25 protein-coding genes and 2 pseudogenes are annotated in these 25,363 nt (G+C 40.6%); 22 read left to right on the top strand and 5 right to left on the bottom strand.

The window, feature by feature from the left end:
* Window positions 1-9 precede the first annotated feature (9 nt).
* Window positions 10-198, top strand: a pseudogene (locus CDZ94_RS04285) (Rdx family protein); the annotation flags it as partial.
* 558 nt (window positions 199-756) lie between these two features.
* A complete protein-coding gene (gene selA / locus CDZ94_RS04280) occupies window positions 757-2,181 on the top strand; it encodes an L-seryl-tRNA(Sec) selenium transferase (protein WP_232735746.1) in 1,425 nt (474 codons plus the stop codon).
* Between the two features lie 103 nt (window positions 2,182-2,284).
* Here the strand turns inward: selA and CDZ94_RS04275 are convergent, their stop codons facing one another.
* Complete coding sequence (locus CDZ94_RS04275) at window positions 2,285-2,419, bottom strand: small acid-soluble spore protein P (RefSeq protein ID WP_096435283.1); 135 nt, start codon at window positions 2,417-2,419, stop codon at window positions 2,285-2,287.
* Window positions 2,420-2,696: 277 nt separating this feature from the next.
* Between CDZ94_RS04275 and CDZ94_RS04270 the strand changes: the two genes are divergently transcribed.
* The gene (locus CDZ94_RS04270; protein ID WP_096435282.1) at window positions 2,697-2,951 is read left to right on the top strand and encodes a hypothetical protein; all 255 of its coding nucleotides are present in this window, start codon (window positions 2,697-2,699) and stop codon (window positions 2,949-2,951) included.
* Between the two features lie 209 nt (window positions 2,952-3,160).
* On the opposite strand, the gene sspO is transcribed toward CDZ94_RS04270, so the two are convergent.
* Window positions 3,161-3,310 (bottom strand): small acid-soluble spore protein O, encoded by a 150-nt coding sequence (sspO, locus tag CDZ94_RS04265; protein ID WP_096435281.1) that lies wholly within the window; start codon window positions 3,308-3,310, stop codon window positions 3,161-3,163.
* 236 nt (window positions 3,311-3,546) lie between these two features.
* Here sspO and acnA point away from each other — a divergent pair, with 236 nt between their 5' ends.
* From acnA to CDZ94_RS04240, 6 genes are all read left to right on the top strand, one after another.
* Window positions 3,547-6,264: an aconitate hydratase AcnA gene (acnA, locus tag CDZ94_RS04260; protein WP_096435280.1), complete on the top strand. Its 2,718-nt coding sequence runs from the start codon at window positions 3,547-3,549 to the stop codon at window positions 6,262-6,264.
* A gap of 271 nt (window positions 6,265-6,535) precedes the next feature.
* On the top strand, window positions 6,536-6,679 hold the full coding sequence (locus tag CDZ94_RS21505) for a hypothetical protein (protein ID WP_198520835.1): 144 nt from the start codon (window positions 6,536-6,538) through the stop codon (window positions 6,677-6,679).
* A gap of 196 nt (window positions 6,680-6,875) precedes the next feature.
* Window positions 6,876-7,616: a DUF421 domain-containing protein gene (locus CDZ94_RS04255; RefSeq protein ID WP_096435279.1), complete on the top strand. Its 741-nt coding sequence runs from the start codon at window positions 6,876-6,878 to the stop codon at window positions 7,614-7,616.
* Window positions 7,617-7,687: 71 nt separating this feature from the next.
* Window positions 7,688-7,828 (top strand): FbpB family small basic protein, encoded by a 141-nt coding sequence (locus CDZ94_RS04250; protein ID WP_096435278.1) that lies wholly within the window; start codon window positions 7,688-7,690, stop codon window positions 7,826-7,828.
* Between the two features lie 64 nt (window positions 7,829-7,892).
* On the top strand, window positions 7,893-8,027 hold the full coding sequence (locus CDZ94_RS04245; protein ID WP_096435277.1) for an acid-soluble spore protein N: 135 nt from the start codon (window positions 7,893-7,895) through the stop codon (window positions 8,025-8,027).
* Between the two features lie 624 nt (window positions 8,028-8,651).
* On the top strand, window positions 8,652-9,182 hold the full coding sequence (locus CDZ94_RS04240; protein ID WP_096435276.1) for a VanZ family protein: 531 nt from the start codon (window positions 8,652-8,654) through the stop codon (window positions 9,180-9,182).
* A gap of 39 nt (window positions 9,183-9,221) precedes the next feature.
* Here CDZ94_RS04240 and CDZ94_RS04235 read toward each other — a convergent pair whose 3' ends face one another.
* Window positions 9,222-9,887: a TVP38/TMEM64 family protein gene (locus tag CDZ94_RS04235; RefSeq protein ID WP_096435275.1), complete on the bottom strand. Its 666-nt coding sequence runs from the start codon at window positions 9,885-9,887 to the stop codon at window positions 9,222-9,224.
* A 193-nt stretch (window positions 9,888-10,080) separates the two neighbouring features.
* On the opposite strand from CDZ94_RS04235, the gene CDZ94_RS04230 reads away from it, so the two are divergent.
* The 3 genes from CDZ94_RS04230 to CDZ94_RS04220 all read left to right on the top strand — a co-directional run bounded on the left by CDZ94_RS04230 (window position 10,081) and on the right by CDZ94_RS04220 (window position 12,884).
* A complete protein-coding gene (locus tag CDZ94_RS04230) occupies window positions 10,081-11,367 on the top strand; it encodes a glycoside hydrolase family 18 protein (protein WP_096435274.1) in 1,287 nt (428 codons plus the stop codon).
* A gap of 258 nt (window positions 11,368-11,625) precedes the next feature.
* Window positions 11,626-12,573 (top strand): DMT family transporter, encoded by a 948-nt coding sequence (locus CDZ94_RS04225; protein WP_096435273.1) that lies wholly within the window; start codon window positions 11,626-11,628, stop codon window positions 12,571-12,573.
* 74 nt (window positions 12,574-12,647) lie between these two features.
* Window positions 12,648-12,884, top strand: coding sequence for a hypothetical protein (locus CDZ94_RS04220; protein WP_096435272.1), 237 nt, complete (start codon window positions 12,648-12,650; stop codon window positions 12,882-12,884).
* Window positions 12,885-12,914: 30 nt separating this feature from the next.
* Here CDZ94_RS04220 and CDZ94_RS04215 read toward each other — a convergent pair whose 3' ends face one another.
* On the bottom strand, window positions 12,915-13,115 hold the full coding sequence (locus tag CDZ94_RS04215; protein ID WP_096435271.1) for a hypothetical protein: 201 nt from the start codon (window positions 13,113-13,115) through the stop codon (window positions 12,915-12,917).
* 186 nt (window positions 13,116-13,301) lie between these two features.
* On the opposite strand from CDZ94_RS04215, the gene CDZ94_RS04210 reads away from it, so the two are divergent.
* The 8 genes from CDZ94_RS04210 to CDZ94_RS04170 all read left to right on the top strand — a co-directional run bounded on the left by CDZ94_RS04210 (window position 13,302) and on the right by CDZ94_RS04170 (window position 21,677).
* Window positions 13,302-15,659: an AAA family ATPase gene (locus CDZ94_RS04210; RefSeq protein ID WP_096435270.1), complete on the top strand. Its 2,358-nt coding sequence runs from the start codon at window positions 13,302-13,304 to the stop codon at window positions 15,657-15,659.
* Window positions 15,659-16,075: an acyl-CoA thioesterase gene (locus tag CDZ94_RS04205; RefSeq protein WP_096435269.1), complete on the top strand. Its 417-nt coding sequence runs from the start codon at window positions 15,659-15,661 to the stop codon at window positions 16,073-16,075. Before CDZ94_RS04210 ends, CDZ94_RS04205 begins: the two co-directional genes overlap by 1 nt.
* A gap of 91 nt (window positions 16,076-16,166) precedes the next feature.
* The gene (gene tlp / locus CDZ94_RS04200; protein ID WP_096435268.1) at window positions 16,167-16,394 is read left to right on the top strand and encodes a small acid-soluble spore protein Tlp; all 228 of its coding nucleotides are present in this window, start codon (window positions 16,167-16,169) and stop codon (window positions 16,392-16,394) included.
* A gap of 336 nt (window positions 16,395-16,730) precedes the next feature.
* Window positions 16,731-17,027, top strand: coding sequence for a hypothetical protein (locus tag CDZ94_RS04195; RefSeq protein WP_096435267.1), 297 nt, complete (start codon window positions 16,731-16,733; stop codon window positions 17,025-17,027).
* A gap of 21 nt (window positions 17,028-17,048) precedes the next feature.
* The gene (gene nadE / locus CDZ94_RS04190) at window positions 17,049-17,876 is read left to right on the top strand and encodes an ammonia-dependent NAD(+) synthetase (protein WP_096435266.1); all 828 of its coding nucleotides are present in this window, start codon (window positions 17,049-17,051) and stop codon (window positions 17,874-17,876) included.
* Window positions 17,877-17,952: 76 nt separating this feature from the next.
* Complete coding sequence (locus tag CDZ94_RS04185) at window positions 17,953-18,813, top strand: PHP domain-containing protein (protein ID WP_096435265.1); 861 nt, start codon at window positions 17,953-17,955, stop codon at window positions 18,811-18,813.
* 131 nt (window positions 18,814-18,944) lie between these two features.
* Window positions 18,945-20,012, top strand: coding sequence for a hypothetical protein (locus CDZ94_RS04180; protein ID WP_096435264.1), 1,068 nt, complete (start codon window positions 18,945-18,947; stop codon window positions 20,010-20,012).
* A 384-nt stretch (window positions 20,013-20,396) separates the two neighbouring features.
* Entirely contained in the window at window positions 20,397-21,677 is a 1,281-nt protein-coding gene (locus tag CDZ94_RS04170; RefSeq protein ID WP_096435262.1) for an IS110 family RNA-guided transposase, read from the top strand.
* A gap of 457 nt (window positions 21,678-22,134) precedes the next feature.
* Here CDZ94_RS04170 and CDZ94_RS04165 read toward each other — a convergent pair.
* Window positions 22,135-22,362, bottom strand: a pseudogene (locus CDZ94_RS04165) (IS5/IS1182 family transposase); the annotation flags it as partial.
* A gap of 170 nt (window positions 22,363-22,532) precedes the next feature.
* Between CDZ94_RS04165 and CDZ94_RS04160 the strand changes: the two are divergent.
* The gene (locus CDZ94_RS04160) at window positions 22,533-23,756 is read left to right on the top strand and encodes an EAL domain-containing protein (protein ID WP_096435261.1); all 1,224 of its coding nucleotides are present in this window, start codon (window positions 22,533-22,535) and stop codon (window positions 23,754-23,756) included.
* A gap of 64 nt (window positions 23,757-23,820) precedes the next feature.
* Window positions 23,821-25,002: an MFS transporter gene (locus CDZ94_RS04155; RefSeq protein WP_096435260.1), complete on the top strand. Its 1,182-nt coding sequence runs from the start codon at window positions 23,821-23,823 to the stop codon at window positions 25,000-25,002.
* Window positions 25,003-25,363: the final 361 nt, after the last annotated feature.

The following is a 25,363-nucleotide window of genomic DNA, read 5'->3' as shown; positions in this document are numbered from 1 at the left end:
TACGCACCTAAAGCTGCGAGTTTCGCAGAAGACCTGTTTAATCATTTCCGTTCTGAAGTAAAATCCATGGAGTTGATTCCAAGCTCAGGCGGTGCATTCGAAGTTACTGTAAACGGATCGAAAATCTATTCCAAACTGGATACAGGCTCATTCCCGGATTCAGACGATGTTATTAATGAAATGAAAAACAAAGCATAATTCCTAAAGGCTGTTCATAGTGAACAGCCTTTTAAAAATCGTTCTAAAAAATTGTACGGGGACAGACCCCTGAACTTTTGGGTATAATAGAGGAATATGGGGAGAGATTGGCGAAGGATGCTCGTTTATATAATACGGACTTTTTTTATGGGTACTCGTTTTAGGTATTGACCTTGAAATAGCTCTTTTTCTTAAGTTGACCGCTCTCAATTCATTACTTTTTTCATATGAAAAAGGTGGTCAGCAATGTGACCACCTTTTTCGAAAGAGTCGATACAGCTATGGGGTACTATCGATTTTTGTCTTTCGGGAACACCTCATTTTTTATGATGTGATGTTACCTTGAACGTGTGTCACGTTCGCTTGTTACTTGTACAAGCTCACCACAACCCCTCAAGAAGTCTTAAAGGTTCGTTCTAGACACGTCGATGGTGCAAACCTGCATCTCCTCTGAAAAGAAAGCGTGTGACTTTCTCTTCAATAGTTATCATAACCAAGACGGGTCTTTTTATTATGGTAAGTAATGGTTTTTAAACCTTTTCGAAAGGAAGATTTACTTTGAATTTGCAATTATTGCCTCCAGTACATGCATTACAAAACGACAAAATGACTAGGCACTGGATTCAAAACGACGGAATTCCTGAAACCGAGTTAGTTAAATGGTTTAAAGAGGAATTAGCTAGCGTGAGACAGGACATTTCCGATTCGCCTCATTTATTTTCAAGGCGTGAACACATTATCGATCACATCCTTACACAAACAGAAAAAAGAGTAAAGAATTTCCGTACTTTTCGTCTATATAAAGTCCTAAATGGAACAGGTACTGTGTTACATACGAATTTAGGAAGAGCAAGGCTGAGTGAAAGTGCTATTGAACGTGTGGCAGAAACCTCTCGTCATTACAGTAACCTGGAATATCAAACTGACGAAGGGATTCGAGGGTCTCGACATTCGATCCTCCAGCATTTATTGCGGGAGTTAACGGGTGCGGAAGACGCTATGGTCGTCAATAACAATGCTGCCGCTGTTTACCTCATACTAAGAGGATTGGCCAAAAACAAAGAAGTCATCATATCAAGAGGAGAGCTTGTAGAAATTGGCGGCTCTTTTCGTATTTCGACGATAATGGAAGAGAGCGACGCACTACTTAGGGAAGTAGGGACGACGAATAAAACCCACGCATTTGATTACGAAGAAGCTATTTCTGAAAAAACAGCGATGATAATGAAAGTACACACAAGTAATTTTAAAACAGTAGGATTTACAGCTGATGTTGAGACAAAGAGCTTGTCTCAACTGACTTCTGCTTATGACAACGTTCTCATTTACGAAGATTTAGGAAGTGGTTCGTTGTATCCTTTTACACATGAAGGTATCGGGGAAGAGCCTGTTGTAAAAGAAGCGATAAAAAATGGAGCAGATATCGTTTCGTTTAGTGGAGATAAATTGTTAGGCGGTCCCCAGGCCGGAATTATTTCAGGTCGAAAAGAAATTATCAACCGCTTGAAAAAGCATCCTCTTGCAAGAGTTCTCCGTGTTGACAAAATGACTTTAGCTGCACTCGAGCAAACATTGCAAATGTACATTCATGGTGATCCCACTGATATTCCAACGGTTCGGGATATAAAGATGTCGCAAGAAGAAGTTGAAAAAAAAGCAGCGTTGTTTATGGGGGAAACCAGTGGATGGCCTCTTCATTGTGAACTTGTAAATGTAGAATCTCAAGTAGGGGGAGGAACGATGCCTGTCGTAAAACTTCCATCAAAAGCAGTGAAGTTCAAGAGTGGAACGTTCACAGCGGGTGAATTTTCCCATGCCCTGAGACAAACCAAGATCCCGGTCATCGGCAGGGTAATCGAAGATCATTTTCATCTGGATTTTCGTACCATCACTTACGATGAAATTCCTGAACTCTTAACACAATGCAAAGAAGCATTAACTATTTTAAATGCAGAAGAGGCTATCTCAAAAAATGGACATTAAATTTTCCTTAAGTTGAAATGACTAACAAAGCACACACTTCTCACCCGCTATGAAAAAAGTCATAGCGGGGTTTTAAAGTGGCAGTGGTGGTTAAAGGCACCACTTAGCTCTCTCCATCTGTTTGTCCTACATGGTTGGCTTTTTTAACTTTATGAGACCCTGACATCGGCTTAGGCTGACCAGATCGGTTGTTTTTCGGTTGGTTTCTTCGTTGATCTTTATACGTATTTCTTTCCACGAAAATACCTCCTTTCATCACTAGTTTGTCCTTTCAATGTTTTTAAATGAGCAGGAAGTATGAAACGAAATAACTAATCATTTCCTTTTCTTACATGGATAAAAAATGTTAATCGAATAACACTATAAATGGATGTTCAAAAGGTACGGGAAGCTAGTAGTTGCAGATGCGCAAGGGCTTATTCGTCACTCGGAATTCCTAGCTTCTGCGACTCCATCTCTCCTTTATTGAACACATACTACAAGTGGAAAGTTACTTGAAAAAGGAAGTGTTTAACATGCCATTTGATAAAAATAAACAGCAGGCTTTTCAAGCAGCCCAGCAAGCCTTTGGACAACTGCAGGAGGCAATGGGAGAGCTTCATCAAGAAGATCCAGATTACGGACACCATCATAAGCAGGCGGAACAAGAATTAAACGAAGCGGTTCAAGTCATTGAAAAGGCCTATAATAATGCTTCTGAACATCAAAGACGCCAGCTTAAACAATACGAAACAGAATTAAAACAGTATCAACAGCAGTTGATGGAATAAGAAAGTCGTGAGTTTGTTGCTTTTTGAGCGTTTTTTTAACTCAAAAACAAAAAAAGAGCCAATTTAGTAAAGAGCTCCTCGGGGAAAACGGGGAGCTCTCATTCATTTTAGATTGTTGTCTCAAATGGTGAGATGTGACAAATAAATTTGCCCTAATCCATCATTTGAGTTGAAAGGCTCCCACGCAATGTGTGACATGACAAAAAGGGTTAGTTACGCTTTTTCGTCTTTTTGTTGAACTGCCTTTCAGCGGCCGACATTGGTTCTTGACCATTACCTTCGTTGTAGCCGGCCCCTTTACCTTGTGCTTTTGCATCATTCATTCCAGGACGGATATGGTTGGCTTTATCGCGCGTCATACTATCACCTCCAGTATCAACTCTTGCTTAGGGTGTTCAATATTTCCTTACTGAATAGCAGTTTTCGTGTTTTCAACATCGGGAATATTTAGAAACATAAAATGAAGCGTTTCCATTTAAAAATTTGTCCAAACGTGTTATTGTACAAAAGTGATATTGTGATTTTTTATTACACGAAGGTTTTAGACAATTTAGAAAATGTGTTATATGATAGTACGTGAAGGAGGGTATTACATATGTCGAATTACAAAACTTTATACGATTCAAAGAAATCATTTGAAGCAAATGGAAAAACTTATCATTACTACGATTTAAAAGCAATTGAAAATGCCGGAGTTGGAAACGTTTCTAATCTCCCATACTCTGTAAAGGTGCTCTTAGAAAGCGTCTTACGTCAACACGACGGAAAAGTGATTAAAGAAGAACACGTGCAAAACTTGGCGAAATGGGGAACTGATGAAGTTAAGAATGTCGATGTTCCATTTAAACCATCCCGGGTTATTTTACAAGACTTCACCGGTGTACCTGCAGTGGTAGACCTTGCTTCATTAAGAAAAGCAATGGCAGATTTGGGGGGAGACCCTCAGCAAATTAACCCAGCCATTCCTGTTGACCTCGTGGTTGACCACTCTGTTCAAGTTGATGAATTTGGTGGAGCCAACTCACTCCTTCGCAACATGGAATTGGAATTTGAACGTAACGAAGAACGTTACAAGTTTCTTAGCTGGGCTCAAAACTCATTAGATAATTATCGTGCAGTACCTCCTGCAACAGGAATTGTTCACCAAGTTAACTTAGAGTACCTTGCTAATGTGGTACATGAAAACGAAGGTGTCGCTTATCCGGATACACTAGTAGGTACGGACTCCCACACGACCATGATTAACGGGATCGGAGTCCTTGGTTGGGGTGTAGGCGGAATTGAAGCCGAAGCAGGTATGCTTCAACAGCCATCATACTTCCCAGTTCCAGAGGTTATCGGAATGAAGTTTACTGGATCTTTAGCAGAAGGAGCTACAGCAACCGACCTTGCATTAAAAGTTACACAAGTACTCCGTGAAAAGAATGTAGTCGGTAAATTTGTTGAATTCTTCGGTCCAGGATTGGCTGAAATGCCGCTAGCTGATCGTGCAACAATCTCCAACATGGCTCCTGAATACGGAGCGACATGTGGGTTCTTCCCAGTTGATGAAGAAGCGTTAAACTACATGCGTCTTACTGGCCGTAGTGAAGAGCAAGTAAAATTAGTCGAAGCATACAGTAAAGCAAACGACATGTTCTATGAGCCAGGCAAAGCTGAGCCTCATTTTACAGATGTAGTGGAGTTGGACTTATCTACAATTGAGCCAAACCTATCTGGCCCAAAACGACCACAAGATTTAATTCCTCTTTCTGAAATGAAACAAGAGTGGAACAAATCTTTAAGTGCACCTGTTGGAAACCAAGGCTTTGGATTAAGCCCAGCTGAAATCGATAAAAGTGTAGAAGTTGAACATCCAAACGGTAAGAAATCTACGCTTAAAACAGGTGCAGTTACGATTGCAGCGATTACAAGCTGTACGAATACATCCAACCCTCACGTCATGCTTGGAGCAGGTCTTCTAGCTAAAAATGCCGTTGAACGCGGTTTAGAAGTACCTGAGTATGTAAAAACAAGTTTGGCGCCTGGGTCCAAAGTTGTAACGGGTTATCTTGAAGATGCTGGATTAATGAAATATCTTGACGAATTAGGGTTTAACCTTGTAGGTTATGGATGTACAACGTGTATCGGAAACAGCGGGCCGCTACCTGAAGAAATTGAAAAAGCCATTGCCGACAATGACTTGACTGTTTCTTCTGTACTTAGTGGAAACCGTAACTTCGAAGGACGTATTCACCCGCTTGTAAAAGCTAACTACTTGGCTTCACCACCGCTAGTTGTTGCTTACGCATTAGCTGGTACAACGGATATTGATATGCACTCTGAGCCGATTGGAAAGGATAAAGATGGTAAAGATGTGTACTTCAAAGACATCTGGCCAAGTCATGCTGAAATTCAAAAGGCAATGGACGAAGCCGTTGATCCACAACTCTTTAAGCGCGAATACGAGCAAGTATTTGATAATAACGAGCGATGGAACAACCTTCAAACATCTGAAGGCGATCTTTACAAATGGGACGAGGAATCCACTTATATTCAAAACCCGCCATTCTTTGAAGATATGAGTGAAGAACCAGAAGATGTGAAGGCGTTAAATAACCTCCGTGCGGTTGCTAAGCTAGGCGACTCTGTAACAACAGATCACATCTCACCAGCTGGAGCGATCGCAAAAGACAGCCCAGCTGGTAAGTATCTCATGGAAAAAGGGTTAAAGCCATCTCAATTTAACTCATACGGTTCTCGTCGTGGTAACCACGAAGTGATGATGCGTGGAACGTTTGCTAATATCCGTATTAAAAACCAGCTTGCACCTGGAACAGAAGGCGGTTATACAACACACTGGCCTACAGGTGAAGTAATGGCAATTTACGATGCGTGCATGAAATATAAACAAGAAGATACGGATCTTGTCGTATTAGCAGGCAAAGACTACGGTATGGGAAGCTCCCGTGACTGGGCGGCGAAAGGTACTAACCTTCTTGGAATTAAAACCGTTATCGCTGAAAGCTTTGAGCGAATTCACCGCAGTAACTTAGTATTGATGGGCGTACTGCCACTTCAGTTTAAAGATGGTGAAAGTGCAGATACTTTAGGACTAACAGGAAAAGAGCATATTGATGTTCAAATCACAAATGACATTCAGCCACGTGACATGGTCAAAGTCGTAGCAACACATCCTGATACAGGCAAAGAAACGACATTTGAAGTACTCGCTCGCTTCGATAGTGAAGTTGAGATTGATTACTACCGCCACGGCGGCATCCTGCAAATGGTTCTGCGCAGATCTTTACAAGAAGCTAAGCAGACAAAATAGAGATAATAAAAATCCCTTCCTTGTTAAGTCAAGGAGGGGATTTTTGCGTATGTAAAAATTGTTATCCGCTAGCGCCATAATCAGTAGCTGGATTAGTAATTTACTTTTTATTTCTCTAAAACTAAAACATTTCCTTTACCATCGGACTCATCTCAAAGCGAAATAATGAAAACAAATATTTCACATACCGAATCTTAAAAGATTTTAAGTACATAATAACAAATTGCCAAAGCCATACTACAGTTAGAACTACGTGAAAGGATGAGAGAAGATGGGAAGACAAAAAAAAGGTAATGCGAATGCACAACGAAATAACAATGCGAAGAAGCAGGGTAAAAAAAACCATGCGTCCGAGTTAGAAACCTTTGCTGATTATGAAGTGAAAAAAATGGAAAATGATCACCCTCAACAGTGAGAGTTTGTTTAAAACTCAAGACCCACAATATTCTTGGGTTTTTTAAGTGCTAAGAAAGAATAGAGCGGACAATTACTATTACGTCACTCGTCTCAAGGGGAAAGCATCCTTGAGACTTAAAACCATGCGAACTAATGCTGTTTTAAATTAAAAGACCGCTAGGCGGTTTTTCTTAATATGAAAAAAGGTGATGTCATTGTTTGAATTTTGGGAAGGCGCTCATGATTTGCCCGTTTACAGTTATTTGATCCGGGGTATCATCGTATATTTATATATTTTTATTATGATCAAAATCCTTGGTCAAAGAACGCTTGGTAATATCGATCCGCTTGATTTTTTATTCGGTGTTGTTATTGGAGATATCCTGGGTGAACCTTTAGCAGATGGGCAAATTCCACTTCCAGGACCGCTATCGGCTGCAGCCTTAATTGCTGGTATCCACTTTTTCTTATCTCATATCGCATTAAAAATGCCGAAATTTCGCAGAGTTATTGAGAATGAGCCGATCGTCCTTATTAAAAACGGGAAAATTTTTCATGACGAACTTAGACGAATGAAGATCACTGTCGAATCACTTATGATGGATTTACGACTTCAAAGTGCAATTGATCTATCAGAAGTAGATTACGCTGTTTTGGAATCAAATGGACAAATTAGTGTCATAAAGCATACGAAAGATGACTCGACTTCACCTAGTGATATGGGACAATTCCCTAAATCTAAAGGGTACCCGGCGGTCCTAATTCAGGACGGACAAGTGGTTGAAGAGAACTTAAAACGCCACAAAACAAAAAGCTGGCTCCAACAGCAATTACAGAATCATGGCTTAAAGGAGCCTTCTGAATGTTTTTTATTTACACTAGATGAAGCAGACAATGTCTATGTGAGTAAAAAGCTGTCCAAGGAAGAACAAAACCAGATTCTCGGTCATTCTTAATGTGTGAAAAGGTATGAAGTGGCATCAAGTATGTTAATACTGGTTACTAAATGGATTTAGAGGTGATAAATGTGAAGAAAACGAGAAAACGTAGATTCCAGGATCTCATCAATGAAAATAAACAAGAATTGCTAAATGATCCGAAAGAGCTGGAAAAAATTGAGCAACGATTAGATAAGCGCCATCAAGAACGTTTAAATGATGCTCTCTAGTCAGTGGGTGCGCATAGGTCTTTAACCTTCGGCCATATTAAAGATATGGAAGGAGGTTAAAGCGGTGAGCCATAAATTTGACCAATTTCGTCCCAATCATTTAGGAACCCAGCCCCGAAAAAGTGATTCCAACAAAGGAAAAAAAATGAATACAAAAAGCAATGAAAACCCTGAGTATATTCCTCCAAAAGGAAAGTAGATTGCTCCTGAAAACTGTCACTGGACTAGTGGCAGTTTTTCTATGTATCAGTGTGTTTTTGTTAAGAGCGTGGATATAGAATTCGGGTATCGGGGCATTTAAACGATCGAAAGGGCTGGAACTTTCCTAAGTCATTCGTAACCAAGCTGTAGTTCTGTAGTAAGTAACTGTTTTGTCCTCAATTATAAAATATGAGTATGTCATTAGCTCAGAAATCATTCATATTAGAAGCATATTATACTTCCACAGAAGTGTCGTGGTGTCTTCGGTCCTTTATAATCTAAGGCTGTTTTCTAAAAGATTGTTGTTCTTGACACAAAATATATAAACTGCGACATAGAAGTAGATTGATTTCCGCTCCGGATAGTCGCTTTCCGCGGAAAGCGTAGTGTATTTCCGAAGCGGTAGGTGATGTCGCAGTTTATTTCAGCTGCGAAGATTAAAAGCAACAATACATACGAAAAGAGCCATAATTAAAAGTGAAATAGTAAACATGTCTCATGCCTTCATAATTCTGAGCAACGGGGATAATCATTTTATAAAAAAATGACTTGTCAAACGTAAATCATTCATAAGATAATGGAGGGACGCATAATCAAGCAGTTCGGAGAATGGAGTGACAATATGGCAACTTCAAATACGAAGAAAACAAACCAAAAAACCAAAGAAGCGAACCAAAAACGAACACCGACGTCAAAGTCACTCGTTACTCTTCTTTTTCTTATATACCTCGCATCACTTTTCTATATCACATTTTTTGCTTGGAATTATGGTTCTTCTTATGGTCCAGTTAGCACTGACGGCAGGAATTTAAATGTCGTGCCACTTTTAAGTATTCATAACATTTATTACTACAGTCCCGATCTTACGAATCCAATACGAATTCTCCTAGGGAATGTGATTATGTTTATTCCATTTGGCTTTTTACTTCCTCTCGTATATAAACGTTGGAGGCGCTCTTATTTAGGAATATTGCCTGTCGCTTTTCTCGCAATGATGTTATCGATTTTTATAGAAGTAAATCAATATTTCTTTACGTTTCGTGTAGCTAATGTTGATGATGTCATTTTAAATACACTGGGCGGCTTCATTGGGGCAATAATTTATGCTATAGGCTCAAAACTTCATCTTCTGTATATAAAAATAACAGGGTAGACCATATTTGAAGGTCTACCCTGTTTTAGTATTTACTTTTTATGATGTACGGCCAGTTTGACATTCTTGTTCACGATGTAAATTAGCCTCGGCTCGCTTTTGCCATAATCGGTATGCTCCGTACATCATTGTTAGAAAAGTCCCATAAACGACAACCATATATACAATTTCTTTTGGATCGGTCACGATCGTATGTCCGATGAGTGCAAAAAGAATCATTGAAGGGATTTTACCTAGAGATGAAGCCACGGCGTAGGATAGAAACCGCACTCTGCTCAATGCAGCGTACACATTTATAATAATCGATGGAATGACTGGAATCATTCGTAGTAGTGTAATGGTAATAAAGGCATTCCGCTCAAATAAAACCGTTAATTTACCTAGGTATTTATACTTGTGTAACACTTTCACTCCCCAATCTTGATAACCGTAACGCACGATCGAAAACATAATGACCGATGCGATACTCGAGCCTGCCCATATAATCAACCCACCTAATACCGGACCGTAGGCAGCTCCAATGACGCCACCGACGATAGGATAAGGGATGACCGGAAAAAGAGACATAAGCGTAGCAACTAATGCAGTGACAAATGCATACTCACGATCTGCTTGGTTGATCCATTGTAAAAGAGGTTCATGTACGACATAGATCAAGGCAGCAATTCCTATGTAAAACAAAGTGACCAGTATTTTTCTTATCATATGATGAGCTCCTTTTAGTAATGTGCACATACCTTAGTATACAACGAAGCTGCTAACTCGTAAAAAGGAACCTCCTATTTCTCGGGAAACCTAATTTTGGTAGCACGCCTATTTTTTATAATCATACGATAGTTGTGTAGGTGTAAAACAGAAAGTTTAATGTAGGCTTTCGTGCCATTAGAGGAGGGGAATTATGCAAATCCATATCGTGAAAGAGGGAGACACGATTTTTAATGTTGCCCAGCAATACGATAGCTCTGCAAGTGAAATTGCAGAAGCAAATGAGCTCCCGGAACCAGATCGCTTAGTTGTCGGACAAAGTATCGTCGTGCCCATTACAGGGTCTTTTCATTTTGTTGTCCCAGGAGACAGCCTTTTTGACATTGCTAATCGGTATAATACGACTGTGCAAGAGTTAGCGGATATGAACGACATTTCTGTAGATGCCTCTTTAAGTCCTGGAACGAGGCTAATGATCCCGCAGACACCCAAAACAACGATTGAAGTAAATGCGTACGTTGAGCCAGTTGGAGATGAAGTCTCAGAAAACTTAATTGAATCTGTTCGTACTAGATCTCCCTTTCTTACCTATTTAGCTCCTTTTAGTTATGAAGTCAATCGAGATGGGACGTTAAATCCTCCAATGCTTAATGATTTTCCATCTATCGCGGCAGAGAACAACGCGGCACTTATGATGGTTGTAACTAACTTAGAGGAAGGCGCATTCAGCGACGAACTAGGGGCTGCTATCTTAACGAATGATGAGGTTCAAAATACGCTTCTTGACGAAGTTGTGCGAATAGCCAATGAGATCGGCTATCGGGATATTCATTTTGATTTTGAATATTTAAGACCTGAGGACAAAGAACGGTATAATGATTTTTTACGCAAGGCTGCCGAGCGTCTTAGTCAAGAAGGGTTGCTCATTTCAACAGCTCTTGCTCCGAAGAAAAGTGCTGACCAAGAAGGAATTTGGTATGAAGCGCATGATTACGAAGCTCATGGTGAGATCGTTGATTTTGTTGTCCTTATGACTTATGAATGGGGATTTAGTGGAGGGCCTCCAATGGCTGTGTCTCCGATAGGTCCGGTTAGGGAAGTTGTTGAGTACGCGTTAACGGAAATGCCTGCAGAAAAAATCATGCTCGGTCAAAATTTGTACGGCTATGACTGGACGCTGCCGTTTACTCCAGGTGAAGATTTAGCAGAGGCTTTAAGTCCAAATGCAGCACTCACTAGGGCGTATGATCACAATGTGACGATCCAATACGATGAAGAGTCCCAGGCACCTTTTTTTGAATATACCGATGAAGAGGGCAACGCACACGAGGTGTGGTTCGAAGATGCTCGAAGCATCCAACAAAAGTTTGATCTCATTAACGAGTTAGAGCTTAGAGGGATCAGTTACTGGAAGCTCGGTCTCCCTTTTCCGCAAAATTGGCTACTATTAAGTGATCAGTATGATATTGAAAAGTTTTGATTAATTGTGATCACCTTATCTCCTGGTAGGGTGTTCCTTTTTGTCCGTCTAAGTTAATTTCTCTAAAGGCTAAAGGATAAAGTAGATGAAAACTCGATTAGGAACGGGAGAAAGCTGCGCGAAGTTGGTAGTAAGGTCTTATTAGATGCCGAAAACTTTACATTAACAAAAAAAGACTAGCCAAAACGCTACTAATCGTGTATATTTCGGTTATCGAATGAATTTTCCGATAATGTTGGAGAAAAGTGAGGATAACCGATGACACAACAACGACTATGGCCTGTCTACTTAATGTTGGCTTTCGCTACAAGCACGTGGGGAAGTGCCTTTATTGCCGGAAGATTTGCGACAGAAGTTTTTGAACCAATAACCGTTGCATTCCTTCGGTTTTTCTTTGCTGCACTCATTTTAATACCATTGATGCTAATCCTCGAAAAAAACTCACCTCGGCCTCGGGGAAAGGAATGGTTTTTGCTCGCTGCGCTTGGGTTAACCGGAATTGCGATTTACAACATCGCTTTTTTTGTAGCAGCTAAATATGCTCCAATTGTTAAAAGCTCATTGTTTATTGCGTCAAATCCGGTGTTAATCATATTATTATCAGGGCTTGTTTTAAAAGAAACAATTACAAAACGAAACGTTATCGGTCTCGTTCTCGCTCTTACTGGAGCTTTTGTAATTATTACAAATGGTCAGATCGTACAATCTTTTCGTAATGGTTTGGAACTGATTGACCTCGTTCTGTTATTTGCAGTCATATGTTGGGCTTTATACAGTGTATTAGGAAAAATATCCCTTCGAAAATTTTCGTCTCTCGTATCGACTACTTATGCTGTTGTATTTGGAACGATTATGCTCATGCCTCTGGCTGTTTGGGAAACGAGTTGGACCGATGTCCAAAGTGCCGATTGGCTCGTGTGGTCTTCAATTCTACACATGAGCATCATTGTTACAGTAGTCAGTTTTCTTATGTATTATCAAGGAATTAAAATCATCGGTGCTGCAAAAGCGTCATTGTTTATAAATATGATGCCCGTGTCAGCCGTCATTTTAGCCGTCTTGTTCCTGGATGAACCTCTTTATCTGGCTCATCTTATTGGTGCTCTTTTTGTCTTGACTGGAGTTACGGTAGGGACCTGGACGAAGCCACTTTGGAATTTTCACCGCAAGAAAAAACAGGTGGAAAAAGAAGCTGGCTCTGCATGATCTAGGGACTTCACTGTACTAGGTTTTATATTCCTCACATTTCTAAATTTCAAGAATAAACTGGAGAAAACGAAATGGTGAAAGAGAGGAAGAAAATGAGCTACGATTTTCTCTCGTATCATGAACTCGTGGCCTATTACGCTCGAGTGAAGAAATATATTGATGACGGTTTTCGCGTCGATGGTTTAAGAGAGGAGTTAGAGCTGATTCTAAGGTCCTTAGTAAAAAAAGCAGAAGAAGAAAATGAGCCGATGGATAAGGCTGAATACGAGCGGGAAATTCGTTCTTATATCCGTCTGCTCCGTAACTGAGAAACAACCGGGCAAATTTGACCCGGTTGTTTATTTAGGTGCTTTCCCTCTAGTTAAATGACAAGGAACCCCTTTTCCTATGGCAGCAGGCTGTCTCATTTTTTCCATATAATGAATCCCCCGCGCGCATTGTTGTGTACAAACTTCACACTTATCGCTCATGACGATTTTCCATGTATGTTGAAATTTATACGCAGCTTCTTGGGCTGTATATCTCTTCTTTTTAACCAACTCTCACCCATCTCCTTTCTTAAGAGTTAAGAAAAATCCACGTTTCGATGTCTAGCCCCAGCGCCAAGGCGCTTGCGCTTTTCTTTATTCCTTCATCATATGCACGGGAGGATATATTAGCGCTTGCCAGTTTCGAAAATTGAATGAAAGAGTGATACAATGTGTGAGAGAAAGTGAGGGAACACGATGGAACGTGAACGAACGAGTGGACCAACTATTGATGAACAAATTGAGGCACTCATACATAAACCTGCAATACGATTGAAAGAAACTGAGGTTGTCCGTCTGATCCAAACAGTGAAAGATATGGAAGAAGAAGACAATAATTCGAAAGAAACTCAGCTGGTTTACTTATATGCTCTAGCAGCAAAAGCCCGCTATCACAGGAAGCAGCAGGAGGACTCCAAAGTTTGTGAATGGGCACATGCGGCATACTCAGTTCTTCCTAAAAATACGTACGTGGCATCTGTCATGCGCGACCTAGACTTTGATGCGCTAATGACAGAACTATTTCACCAACCGTTTCCGAGAATCCGGGAAACAGACCACAGCCATGCTAAAAAAATGGTCATTGACCAGTATATTTCGATGGCATCCTCTTTCTTAAAAACAGAAGAGGAATTAATGGTAAGAGCCAACAGATTGGAAAGAACAACTCAGCTTATTCATGATTATGAAGCTTACGATTTTTCAATAAAAATATCCTCTATTCTTAAGGAAGCACAAACAGCGGCTAACCTGTTAAAAGAAACATCCGAAACATTCAAAGATTCCATATCAGGGATTTATCATTCGAAAGAACAGCTTAAACAAGTAAAGGAAACTGTTATCGAACTTGAAGCTCTTGTTGAAAGATGGAATGAACTTCAAGAATCAGCATTAAAAGAACGAGATGAACCTACAGCACTCAAAGACCTGCACACAATGGTAGGTTTAGATATGGTGAAAGAAAGAGTAAGAAACTATTATCGTTACCTCGTGTATCAAAAGAAGCGCAAAGAAAAAGGTTTTCATTTTCAAGATGAACAAAGCTTGAATATGATTTTGACTGGCAATCCCGGGACTGGAAAAACGACAATTGCACGGCTTCTGGCGCAAATTTACCATGAACTCGGAGTATTACCGCGAAAAGACGTGCTTGAAGTGGATCGCTCTCATCTTGTCGGATCGTATTTAGGACAAACAGAAGAAAAAACAAAGAGTGTCATTAAAGAAGCATCAGGTGGCGTTTTGTTTATAGATGAGGCCTACAGTTTAAAGCGTGATGGGTCAGGCGGTAATGATTACGGACAAACCGCCATTGATACACTCGTGTCTGCAATGACAAGTGGAGAGCATGCAGGGACATTTGCTGTCATTCTGGCAGGGTACCCGGAGGAGATACGCCGGTTTTTATGGAGTAACCCCGGCCTTCGTAGTCGCTTCCCGGAAACGAATCATATTCATTTACCCGATTACAGTGTCGAAGAGCTTCTTGAAATTGGCGAACATGTTGCGTTAGATAACGATTTTTCTATTACAGAAGAAGCCCTTCCAATCTTTCAACAACGGATTGAAAAAGAGCAAGTTGACGAGTCGTTTGGGAACGCCAGAACTGCGAAGCATCTCGTTCTTGATGCGATTTTTAAAAAAGGTGCGGAAGCTGGAAAGAATGAAGAATTTTCTAAAGAGGCTTTTACAGTATTAACGAAACGTGATTTTTCAAACGAAGATACAAATAAACAGCCAGATGTAACAGGGGAGGAGCGCCTTCAAGAACTAGTTGGATTAAATGAAGTAAAACAAGAAGTTAATACGCTCGCCTCCTTCGTAAAGGTGCAAAAGCTACGAAGAGAAAAGGGCTTACCTGAAGTCCCGATTCAATTGCATAGTTTGTTTATCGGGAACCCTGGTACAGGGAAAACCACCGTCGCTAAGATTTTTTCGCAAACTCTCTTTGAGCTAGACCTTCTAAAACGAGGACATTTGGTTGTCACTGGTCGAAGCGATCTCGTTAGTGGATATGTAGGCCAAACAGCAATGAAAACAAAGAAAAAAATTAGAGAAGCATTGGGCGGTGTCCTTTTTATAGATGAAGCCTATTCACTTCTATCAGGAAGCCGTCAAGACTTTGGAAAAGAGGCGGTGGACACGCTAGTTGAGGAAATGACGAAACACGAGGATAACCTCGTCGTCATTCTTGCAGGCTATCCTGAACCAATGAAGGCGCTAATCAATAGTAATCCTGGGTTATCATCGCGTTTTAAAAAATCGATTATGTTTGAAGATTATTCTGTAGAGGAGCTCGTTGGGATCCTCAAGTATTATGCGCAACAATACGGATATAAATTAGACGAAGACGCCTTCGCAAAAATCACTGACCTTCTTTCAAAGAAAAAGCCATTAGGCAATGGTCGTTCGATGAAAGATGCCGTTGAAGATGCGATTCAATACCAATCTTACCGAATTATTGAACAAGAGGGATCTAAGGAGATTGAAGACGAGTTGTTAATAACCTTAACAGCAGCAGACTTTAGCAAATTGTTGAAAGGGGAGAACCACTAGTGCTAGTAACCAATTCAGAAGTGACTGTCCGCTATGCAGAAACAGATCAAATGGGTGTTGTCTATCACGCCAACTATTTAGTTTGGTGTGAAATCGGCCGAACCGAGTTAATTGAAAAGCTAGGATTTCGTTATGCTGAAATGGAAAAGGTTGGCGTTTTATCGCCGGTAACGAATATTCAATTATCTTATAAAGCCCCAGCTAAATATGGAGAAACTGTTGTTGTTCGTACTTGGATTGAAGAATACAATGGCATTCGTGTGACTTATGGTTACGAAATTGTCAATGAGAACGGAGACACGTGTGTCACTGGTCAAAGTGAACATGTTTGCGTCAATAAAAACACATTCCGGCCGATTCATATTAAAAAGCGTTTCCCCGATTGGCATGAGGCATATGAAAAGCATAAAAAATAGCGATAATAACACAAGAATGTAAAAAATAGTATGCATAAAATTTCTCTTTCAAGTAAAAATAAAAACGTAATTTTGAAGGAGGAATCGATCGATGGCCAAACCGGATAAACGTCAAGATAATGTAGATAAGCTGGAAAAAATGCTGGAAGATACAAAGGAAAATATGGAAGCCGCAAAAGAAACAGCAGACAACCTTGATTTAAAAGAGGAAGAACGTCAAGCAATTAAGGAGAAAAATCGTCGCCGTGAACAAAGTATCGAAAGTTTCAAAGCCGAAATTGCTGATGAACAGGCCGACCACGAACGTGGAGATTTTTAAAAAGTAAATATGGGGTAACGGATAGGTAAGAGCAGTCGCTCTTGCCTTTTTTCATTACTTGCTATACTAACATTATGTTTGAGTGACTATTAGTTTAATTAGTGTTGTTCTCAAAGAAGTTAACACTGGGTTGTTGTGTTGTGGTGAGCAAAGGTGGTAACGTCAACGGGAACGGCTCGAGCCGCGTCCACCGAAAGTGAAAGAATGGGCTTTAACAGAGCCTAATTAATAAAATCAAAAAAACAAAGGCAGGTTTTCTAACAATCCTCTCCTTTATGATTGATTTATTCCAGCAAGAGAATGATAAAATAAGGTAGTAAGTGAAAGGGGATTGTTATGGCCTTTGGGATAACAAAAACAGAATTAGTAGCTTTTAAAGAAAAAGCTCAACGCGGGGAGATCGCTTTTCTTACCCATTATTGGTATGATCCACGCTTTCCGCAATATAAGACGGTCACGAAAGCAGGCTGTGCAGATGTTGAAAAACTCGTTAGCTGGGGGAAGCAGTACGGACTTAAGAGGGAATGGATTCATTACCGCGAGGACTTCCCTCACTTTGATTTACTAGGTGAAAACGCTAAGGAAATCCTCATTCAGGAAGGGCTTGAGGATCAATACTACAGATTTCATTAATTTTATTGGAGGGGTAAACCCATGATCACATTACAAGATGAGATTATTTCAGAGCTCAAAGTAAAAGCGAAGATAAATCTGCAGGAAGAAATAAAGAAACGTATCGACTTATTAAAAGCTTACGTAAAAAAAACAGGAACGAGCGGCTATGTGCTAGGTATCAGCGGTGGCCAGGATTCAACTCTAGCAGGAAAAATCACGCAACTGGCAATGGAAGAATTGAATAAAGAGGAAAGGACGGATCGTTATACTTTTTATGCTGTCCGTCTTCCTCACGGTACACAAATGGATGAAGCTGATGCTCAGAAGGCGCTTGATTTTATTAACCCATACAACCGAGTAACGATTAATATTAAGCCAGCAGTAGACGCTTCAGCTGAACAATTTACTGTGGCTACAGGGGAGACAATGAGTGACTTTGTCAAAGGCAATACAAAAGCAAGGGAACGAATGAAAGTACAATATGATCTCGCTGCACATTATCGTTGTTTAGTGGTTGGAACGGATCATGCTGCCGAAGCTGTCACGGGGTTTTATACAAAGTTTGGTGATGGTGCTTGTGACGTTGCCCCACTGTTTGGATTAAATAAGCGGCAAGGAAAGGCATTGTTAAAGGAACTCAGGGCTCCAGAACAGCTTTATACAAAAGTACCAACTGCTGATTTAGAGGATGGTCAGCCAATGCTTCCTGATGAAGAAGCATTGGGAATTACTTATAATCAAATAGATGATTACTTGGAAGGTAAAGACATCAGTAAAGAAGCAAAAGGGAACCTGGAGAAACGATACCAGCAAACGGAACATAAACGACAGCTGCCGGTTACACTGTTTGATAAATGGTGGCAGTAACCTTTAAGAGGCTGCTCATTGGAAGAGCAGCCACTCATGATTGTTTTTAGACATGACTTCACATTGAGGTGTTAATATGGCAGAAATGAAAGCAGACTTGCATATGCATTCCACCTACTCAGACGGCGGTTGTGACCCGTCTGAGTTAATGAAACGTTGTGCTGATGGAGGACTTTCCATTGTAGCGCTAACCGATCACGACACAACGGGCGGCGTTGAAGCAGCGGCGAAAGAAGCCGAGAAATTAGGGGTCACCTTCATCCTAGGCATCGAACTTAGTACACGGGTCCAAGGAAAAAGTGTCGACATTTTAGGTTACGGGATTAATCCTGAAGACGAAGAATTTCAAAAGACGATCGCTTTTTATCGAAGCATGCGAAAAAGCCGAATGGATGAGATGCTTAAAAAGTGTAAGGTGGAAGGGCTTGATGTTCGTTGGTCTGATGTTTTACGTTATGTAACAGGTCATACTTACTCACGACCACATTTGGCCAAAGCGTTAGTAGAAAAAGGATACGCGAAGACCGTGAAAGAGGCTTTTGATCGATATGTTGGCGAAGGGAAGCCGTGTTACGTGAAGAAGGAAGAAGAACTTACACCTTATGAAGCCATTGATACGATTCACGGAGCTGGAGGACTTGCTGTTGTTGCTCACCCGATTTTCTATCGATTGGATGATGAGATCAAAAACTGGGTCATTCACGGAGGATTAGATGGGATCGAAGTTTATCACCGTGATCATGACACGGATGCTGTTGACCGTTTTAAAGCATTAGCAAAGTCAATAGAAAATGAAACCGGCACTTCTTTATTAAAAACAGGAGGTTCTGATTTTCACCACGAATCTTTTGGTAGAGCTGGAGAGGAACTTGGAGTGACGAACCTTCCATATCATGAAGCAGAATTACTATTAGAGGAACTTCAAAAAGTCCGGTAAAAACAGCTTTGTTGCATTTTCAACTCCTGTTGTGTAGTTTATTATCAACTGTACGCGAATGACACCATTCACTTTTTTTGGAAAGGTTGAATATCATACTAACGTCACTAAACTGGGCGGGAGTGTGGAGAATGACGAATTACTTTTTAAGAGCACATACGAGTAAAGGACATATTAGTTTAGCTAAGGATACTGTTACTCAAGCTGACGATCGACTATTTTTAGCAGGTGGAAGTAAAAAGATGCGTGGAGGAATTTTAAATCAGTTGATTAAGAAAGAAATTCAGGAGCAAAAGCTTTCTGCAACCTTTGTTCATCCGACCGATGGAAGAATTGCAGAAGGTATGGTGACTTCAAAAGGAAAACTCGTCCTTGCCGATGATCCATTATTCGCATTTTCTCAAAAATACAGCGAAACCTCTTCAAGTAAAGTCAATTTAAACGATTGTTTAAAAAGTAGTTTTCAAGAGGGTGCAAATGAAATCAGAGATCTAGTGGAGAGGCTTCGCGAGCTTCAACAGCATGTCTACCAATGTTTTCAGGAAGGAAAAGCGATTCACGAAAAAAAAGAAGAGATCTATCTTCAAGCCATGGATTTTTCATTAGCAAATCGAGTAGCTGACGATCTTAGTGAAGATCTTTTGGGTCAACAAGAACATTCAAAAGAGGTCCCTTTTACCGGGAAACGTTTTTTTGGAGCAGCGACTTCTTTTGGGCCAGTCAATTTTATTGATGAGATTACCCAACTTCTATCCAAAAGAGTGATCATTAAAGGGCGTTCTGGTAGCGGGAAATCAACATTGATGAGAAAAATAGCCGCAAACGCAGAACAACAAGGTTATAATGTCTGTTACTTTCCTTGTGCTTTAGATCCTGATAGTCTTGATATGGTTATGATACCTCAATTGAACTGTGCAATTTTAGACGGGACAGCACCGCATGTGATTGATCCAACGAGAAACGGTGATCAGGTGGTGGATATGTTCGAACGGTGTATGGATCCTTCCGTTGAAAAAACGTATCAGCTGCAACTTGATGAGCAAGCCAAAGCCTACACCGAAAAGATGAAAGCAGGAACCGCTGCCCTTAGAGCCATCCTGACAGGAGAAAATAAAATCGACACTCTTTACGAAAAACACGTAGATGAGGCTCAGTTAAGTAGCCTAATGACTCAAGTGAATGAAATGGTTTCTCAATAACTAATCATTACTCTGTGTTAAAAATGTAGAGAATAAGACACTATAAAAACGTGTATCTCTTAAGCTGAGACGCACGTTTTTCTTGAGAGTTGAACCACGTTCATCATTCATATATTTAAAATTGCATACAATTTCAGCACAACATGCTCCTCCCATTTTTTTAAAAGCGTATCTATTTGCAGCTTCGTTGGACTGCATCTGCTCGCTTTCCGCGGACGAACCGCCAAGCCTCCTCGGGAAAAGCGCCCTGCAGTCTCGTCTGGCCCGTTTTTTCCGCAGGAGCATTCCTGTCGGATAGGTTTTACCCCTATTGATAAAAAAAGGATCCTCCGATATGATGCAAGGTGCAAAAACAAACCAGCAATCACAAAGGAGGAACCCTTCATGAATCGTAGTAGAAATGAACGAATTAATCAAGTCAACGAAAACACTCTAGTTATTGGAATCGATATTGCAAAAAAGAATCACTATGCCTGTGCCGTCGATTTGCGCGGACGCGAATTAACGAAAGTATGGCGCATCCACCAGTCAAAAGATGGTTTCATCCATTTTGAGCAGGCTGTTAGACAACTGATGGAGACACACAACAAATCAAATGTGCTCATCGGTTTTGAAGCAACCGGCCACTACTGGATGAACCTTGCGGCTATGCTGGAGGCTTTCGAATTCCCTTTTGTCATCGTCAATCCAATGCATGTAAAACAATCCAAGGAAATGGACGATAATTCTCAAACGAAGAACGACGCTAAAGATGCACGCGTTATAGCGAAACTTCTTCCTAACGGCTATTTTAGTATACCGCGGAAGATGACAACCGCTGAACATCACATGAGGCATGGATCCGCAATCCGGGAACGATTACGAAAAGATATCTCTTCCGTAAAAAACAGGATACAGCGATGGAAGGATCTTTACTTTCCGGAATTCAATCAAGTCTTCAGTGAATTGGGCCAACAAGCTCTTGCCGTTTTAAAGCTGACACCTCTTCCCCAGGATGTTCCACATTTGTCTGTCGAAGAGATGGTCAGGCAACAGAAGAAAGCTGGCGCCAAGTATGCTGGGAAACCCAAAATCGTGACCCTGATTGAAGTGGCTCGTCACTCTATTGGCGTAACACGCAGTCAGGAAATGTCACGGCTGGAGATTCGCAGCCTTGTTCAACAGCTGGAACTATTGGAATCACAACTTGAAGAGGTGACTTCCCAGATGGTTGAGCAGGCCCAGTCATTAGAAGAGTTTCAGTACCTCGTCTCCATTCCGGGAATCAGCGAGAACACTGTAAGCGAGTTATTGGCTGAAACAGGCTCTATGCGCAATTACAGGCATCCACGCCAACTCATTAAGCTAGCGGGACTTACGTTGCGTGAGAACAGTTCAGGTCAGCATAAAGGCACAAAGAAGATCTCTAAACGCGGAAGAAAACGACTACGAGCCTTACTTTATAAAGCGATCCTTCCGCTCATTCAGAACAATGCAAGCTTTCGTCAACTGTACATGCATTATCACTCACGGGAACAAAATCCACTGACCAAGAAAGAAGCAATGGTTGTGCTATGCAGAAAGCTGCTTCAGGTGTTCCATGGACTTAGCAAGAAACAGGCAATGTTTGACCCTGAGAGAATGTTGATAGACTCTTCCAACTATCCTCAGAACAAGGCAGCGTAAGGCTTCACAGTGCTTTAATGTACCTTTGACAACACAGGCACAGAGATTCGGCAAGACGGAGACTTTAGACGCCCAGTAAAGGGCAGTCCATGCAGGAGTAAGAGTCCGAGATCTGCGTCAGGCAAGACCCAACGAAGGAATGTAGGCACTTGATGCCAGGAGACATGGGAGGGTAAGTCACCTGATTGTAGCAGAGTTTTTCTCGTGTGAATTACACCTATATATGGAAATGTACCCCACATTCCCAACGCAACGCGTAATCTCTAAATACAGTAAATGTATTTACAAGAATTATGTGGACCTTGGCAGTCGGAGGCGAGTACAAAAAAATTTTTTAGGGCCTCAAAATCCGGGCGGACCCCCGCCATATCAACTTTTCCTGAGGGAGTCTCACAGGTTCCGCCCAACTGCGTAGTGGCACTGTAAGTCACTATCTTCATTTAGTAAACTTTTAGAAAAGGGAATCATGAGCCAATGGACAATCCATACATTCTTTCGGGCGTGCATATTTCAAGCTTTGGTATTTTTAATCAAACCTGTCGTATCGATAGGAGTGTTCTCTCACACAGGTTGGTGCGAAATGAGTGTCATAGCCTTCCATCTCAGTTACATTCCTTTTGTTTTAAGCAATAACGGAATAACCCTTCTGTGGTGTAGTTCTGTGCAGAGAAGTCAGATAGATTTTCTAGCGACCGCATTCACTACGGAATTGATATTTATTGCTGGAAAATGCTCATCGCAACGTTGGGTAGGTCAAAAGAGACCAGAAAACAAACAGTGAAGATTCGTCGACCTTGAAATACGAGATTCGTGATATAATAGTATAGTTAAAGGCATGAAAAGGGGAATAAAACGATGGATCCATTAGATGTTATTTTACATAAACATGATGTTATTCCATTTTATCAAGCTGTATTTAGTGCAGATGCACAAGAAATTGTCGGTTATGAAATTCACGGAAGACTGAATGTTGGAGTCGAATGGTTAAGTTTAGAGAATTTTTTCTCAGATCAAAATGTTCCAGCTGAATATAAATGGGAAGTAGATTCTGTGATTCAAGAGCGGGTGTTGACTCACTATGCTAGTATGGAGGAGTCTGCCCTTTTGTTTCTCAATGTCGATGCGAATGTGCTGACCGAGTTAAATGTACATGAAACGTTACTTGAAAGACTTTTAGAATTTGAAAGGCAAGCTGTGCCGTTAGAAAATGTCGTATTAAATTTTCGCGAACATGACTTTAAAGGTGAGATTGAGTCGTTAAGCCATCTGATTAAGTTTTTTACAACAAATAACATTCAAGTTGCGATTGATGATATCGGTAAGTTTGGCAGCAACCTGGACCGACTATCCATTCTTGAGCCCAACATGATGAAAGTCGATCTCGGAGGTATCGGTTCACATCATTTTTCTAATGACTACCGTAATGTTCTGGAAGCTTTAGCTGTATTTTCTCGGAAAATTGGCGCTACGTTGTTATTTAAAGGGATCATTGACTTACATCATCTTCACTTAGCGTGGCGATATGGTGGAAGATACGTAACAGGTGATTATTTGCATAAGCCAGAAAAAAATTGGACGAACAAACAAATAGCTAAACCTAAGCTCGAGGATAAAATTAAATCGTTTATCCGCCATGAAAATGGATTACTTCAAGAGCAAATTGCATTTGTTTTACAGTTAGATCGTGATCTCCATCAAGTGGAAAAAGAACACGGACCTCGTCTTAATGAAGATGAAAAAGCTTATGAAATTGCCAAGCATTTATCAAAACTCGCATATCGTGTATATATTTGCGATGGCTTCGGGTATCAGCTATCGTGCAACTGGATTAAAAATAAATCAAACGATCAATGGGAAAAAGATCCGTCAGCCAAAGGGAAAAACTGGAGCTGGCGTTCGTATTTCCTTGAAAATTTAGCACAGATGGAAGGAAGAAAAGTCGGGATTTTATCAGATACATATCGAGATATAAAAACGAATGAGCTAATTCGTACCTATTCATACCCGTTAGCAGGAAAACAATTTGTCTTTCTTGATTTGGATCCTTCCTTTTTATTTGAGCAAGATTGGCTTCTATAAGAGTGTAAGAGGGAAATAAGAAGCTCGTTCAATCTCCTGAGGAGAGAGAAAAGGATGGATAGACATGCATGAAACATGGAAGCTAAAAGGAATGCTTTTCTTTTTTCACTCGGCAATGACAATTATAATTAGCTACATGCCAGTATATTTTCAATCACTAGGTCTTACTGGATCAGAAATTGGCTTCTTATTAGCTGTAGGCCCCTTTGCTGCAATCTTGGCGCAGCCTGTATGGGGATTTATGAGTGATAGGTGGAGGACAGTTAAACTTGTCCTTTTATTATGTTTATGTGGAGCAATAGTCATTGGCTTTGCCGTCTTTCAAATGAAAGAATTTATTTGGCTAATTCCATTGCTTTATATCTTTTTTACGTTCATGTCACCCGCAGGAGCATTGGGTGACAGTTTGGCACAAAAAATTTCGTATCAAAAGGGCGTCTCCTTTGGCAGTATTCGAATGTGGGGTTCACTTGGTTTTGGTACATCTTCATTAGTGTCAGGCTATATTTTAGCGGTAATTGGAATTGAGTACATTTATTACGTGTTTGCGTTTTTCTTACTCATTGCAATCGTGTTTTGTCTAAAAGCACCGGACAGCGAACCGTCAAAGAAAAAAGCAGACTTGAAACAAGCATTGCGTCTAGGGAAAAATCCGATGTTCGCTTTGTTTTTACTAATGGTGATCTCGATCAGTTTGACGCACCGTATCAACGATTCCTTTCTTGGGCTCTACATTGTGGAGCTTGGAGGAAACGAAACGATGATTGGCACAGCTTGGTTTATCGGTGTCATAACTGAAGCCTGTGTATTTGCACTCAGCGCGTTTTGGTTACGAAGGTTCCACCCACTCACTTTTATTAGTATTGCTGCTGTGCTGTACGTCGTAAGGTGGTTATTAATGGGGATTGTGCCGAATCCGACTGGAGTGTTATTTCTCCAAGTACTTCATGGTCTCACGTTTGGTATTTTCTATTTAACTGCTTTTCAATTTGTCACGCGGCTCGTTCCATATGAGTTGGCTTCAACAGGTCATCTATTATTTGTTAGTGTGTTCTTCGGATTATCTGGCGTTATCGGGTCACTCTTAGGCGGAGCCATTATTGACGCCTTTGATGTACGCATGCTTTATCAAACGATGTTCTTGTTGGCACTGATTGGCTTTATCGGTTCATTTTTGTATCGAATGTATTACTTCAAAACGGATCAAGGAAAAACAGATAAACAAAAAATGACAGCTTTGAACTAATGAAGTAGGTAAATCTTTCACAACCAATTGGAGTACGTTCAAAAGTTTCTTGAAAAACATCCTGATCCGAAAAGAGAATAGCAAAGCTAAAACAGAATTTAAAACGAATGAACCGATACAATTCAGAATCGGTTCATTTTCGATTTTTTCTAGCCAATTTCCTCCAAGGGCCTTTCATTCATGAAAGAATTCATAATATGAACATTCGATCGCTGATTTTGAGTATTATCTCTGTGGATATTGCGTTTTACCTGCGCAAATCGCATCATATCAGCGATTCGACATAAAGCGCTAAAATCCGACTCTACCGAGAAGCACCTCCCCAAATGTCGCATTTAGTAAGTGACCAAACAAACGAAAT

The organism is Alteribacter populi (assembly GCF_002352765.1).
In the GTDB taxonomy this organism is placed as follows: Bacteria; Bacillota; Bacilli; order Bacillales; family Salisediminibacteriaceae; genus Alteribacter; species Alteribacter populi.
The sequence above is the reverse complement of the archived record's forward strand: the minus strand, read 5'-3'. Positions and strand labels throughout refer to the sequence as shown.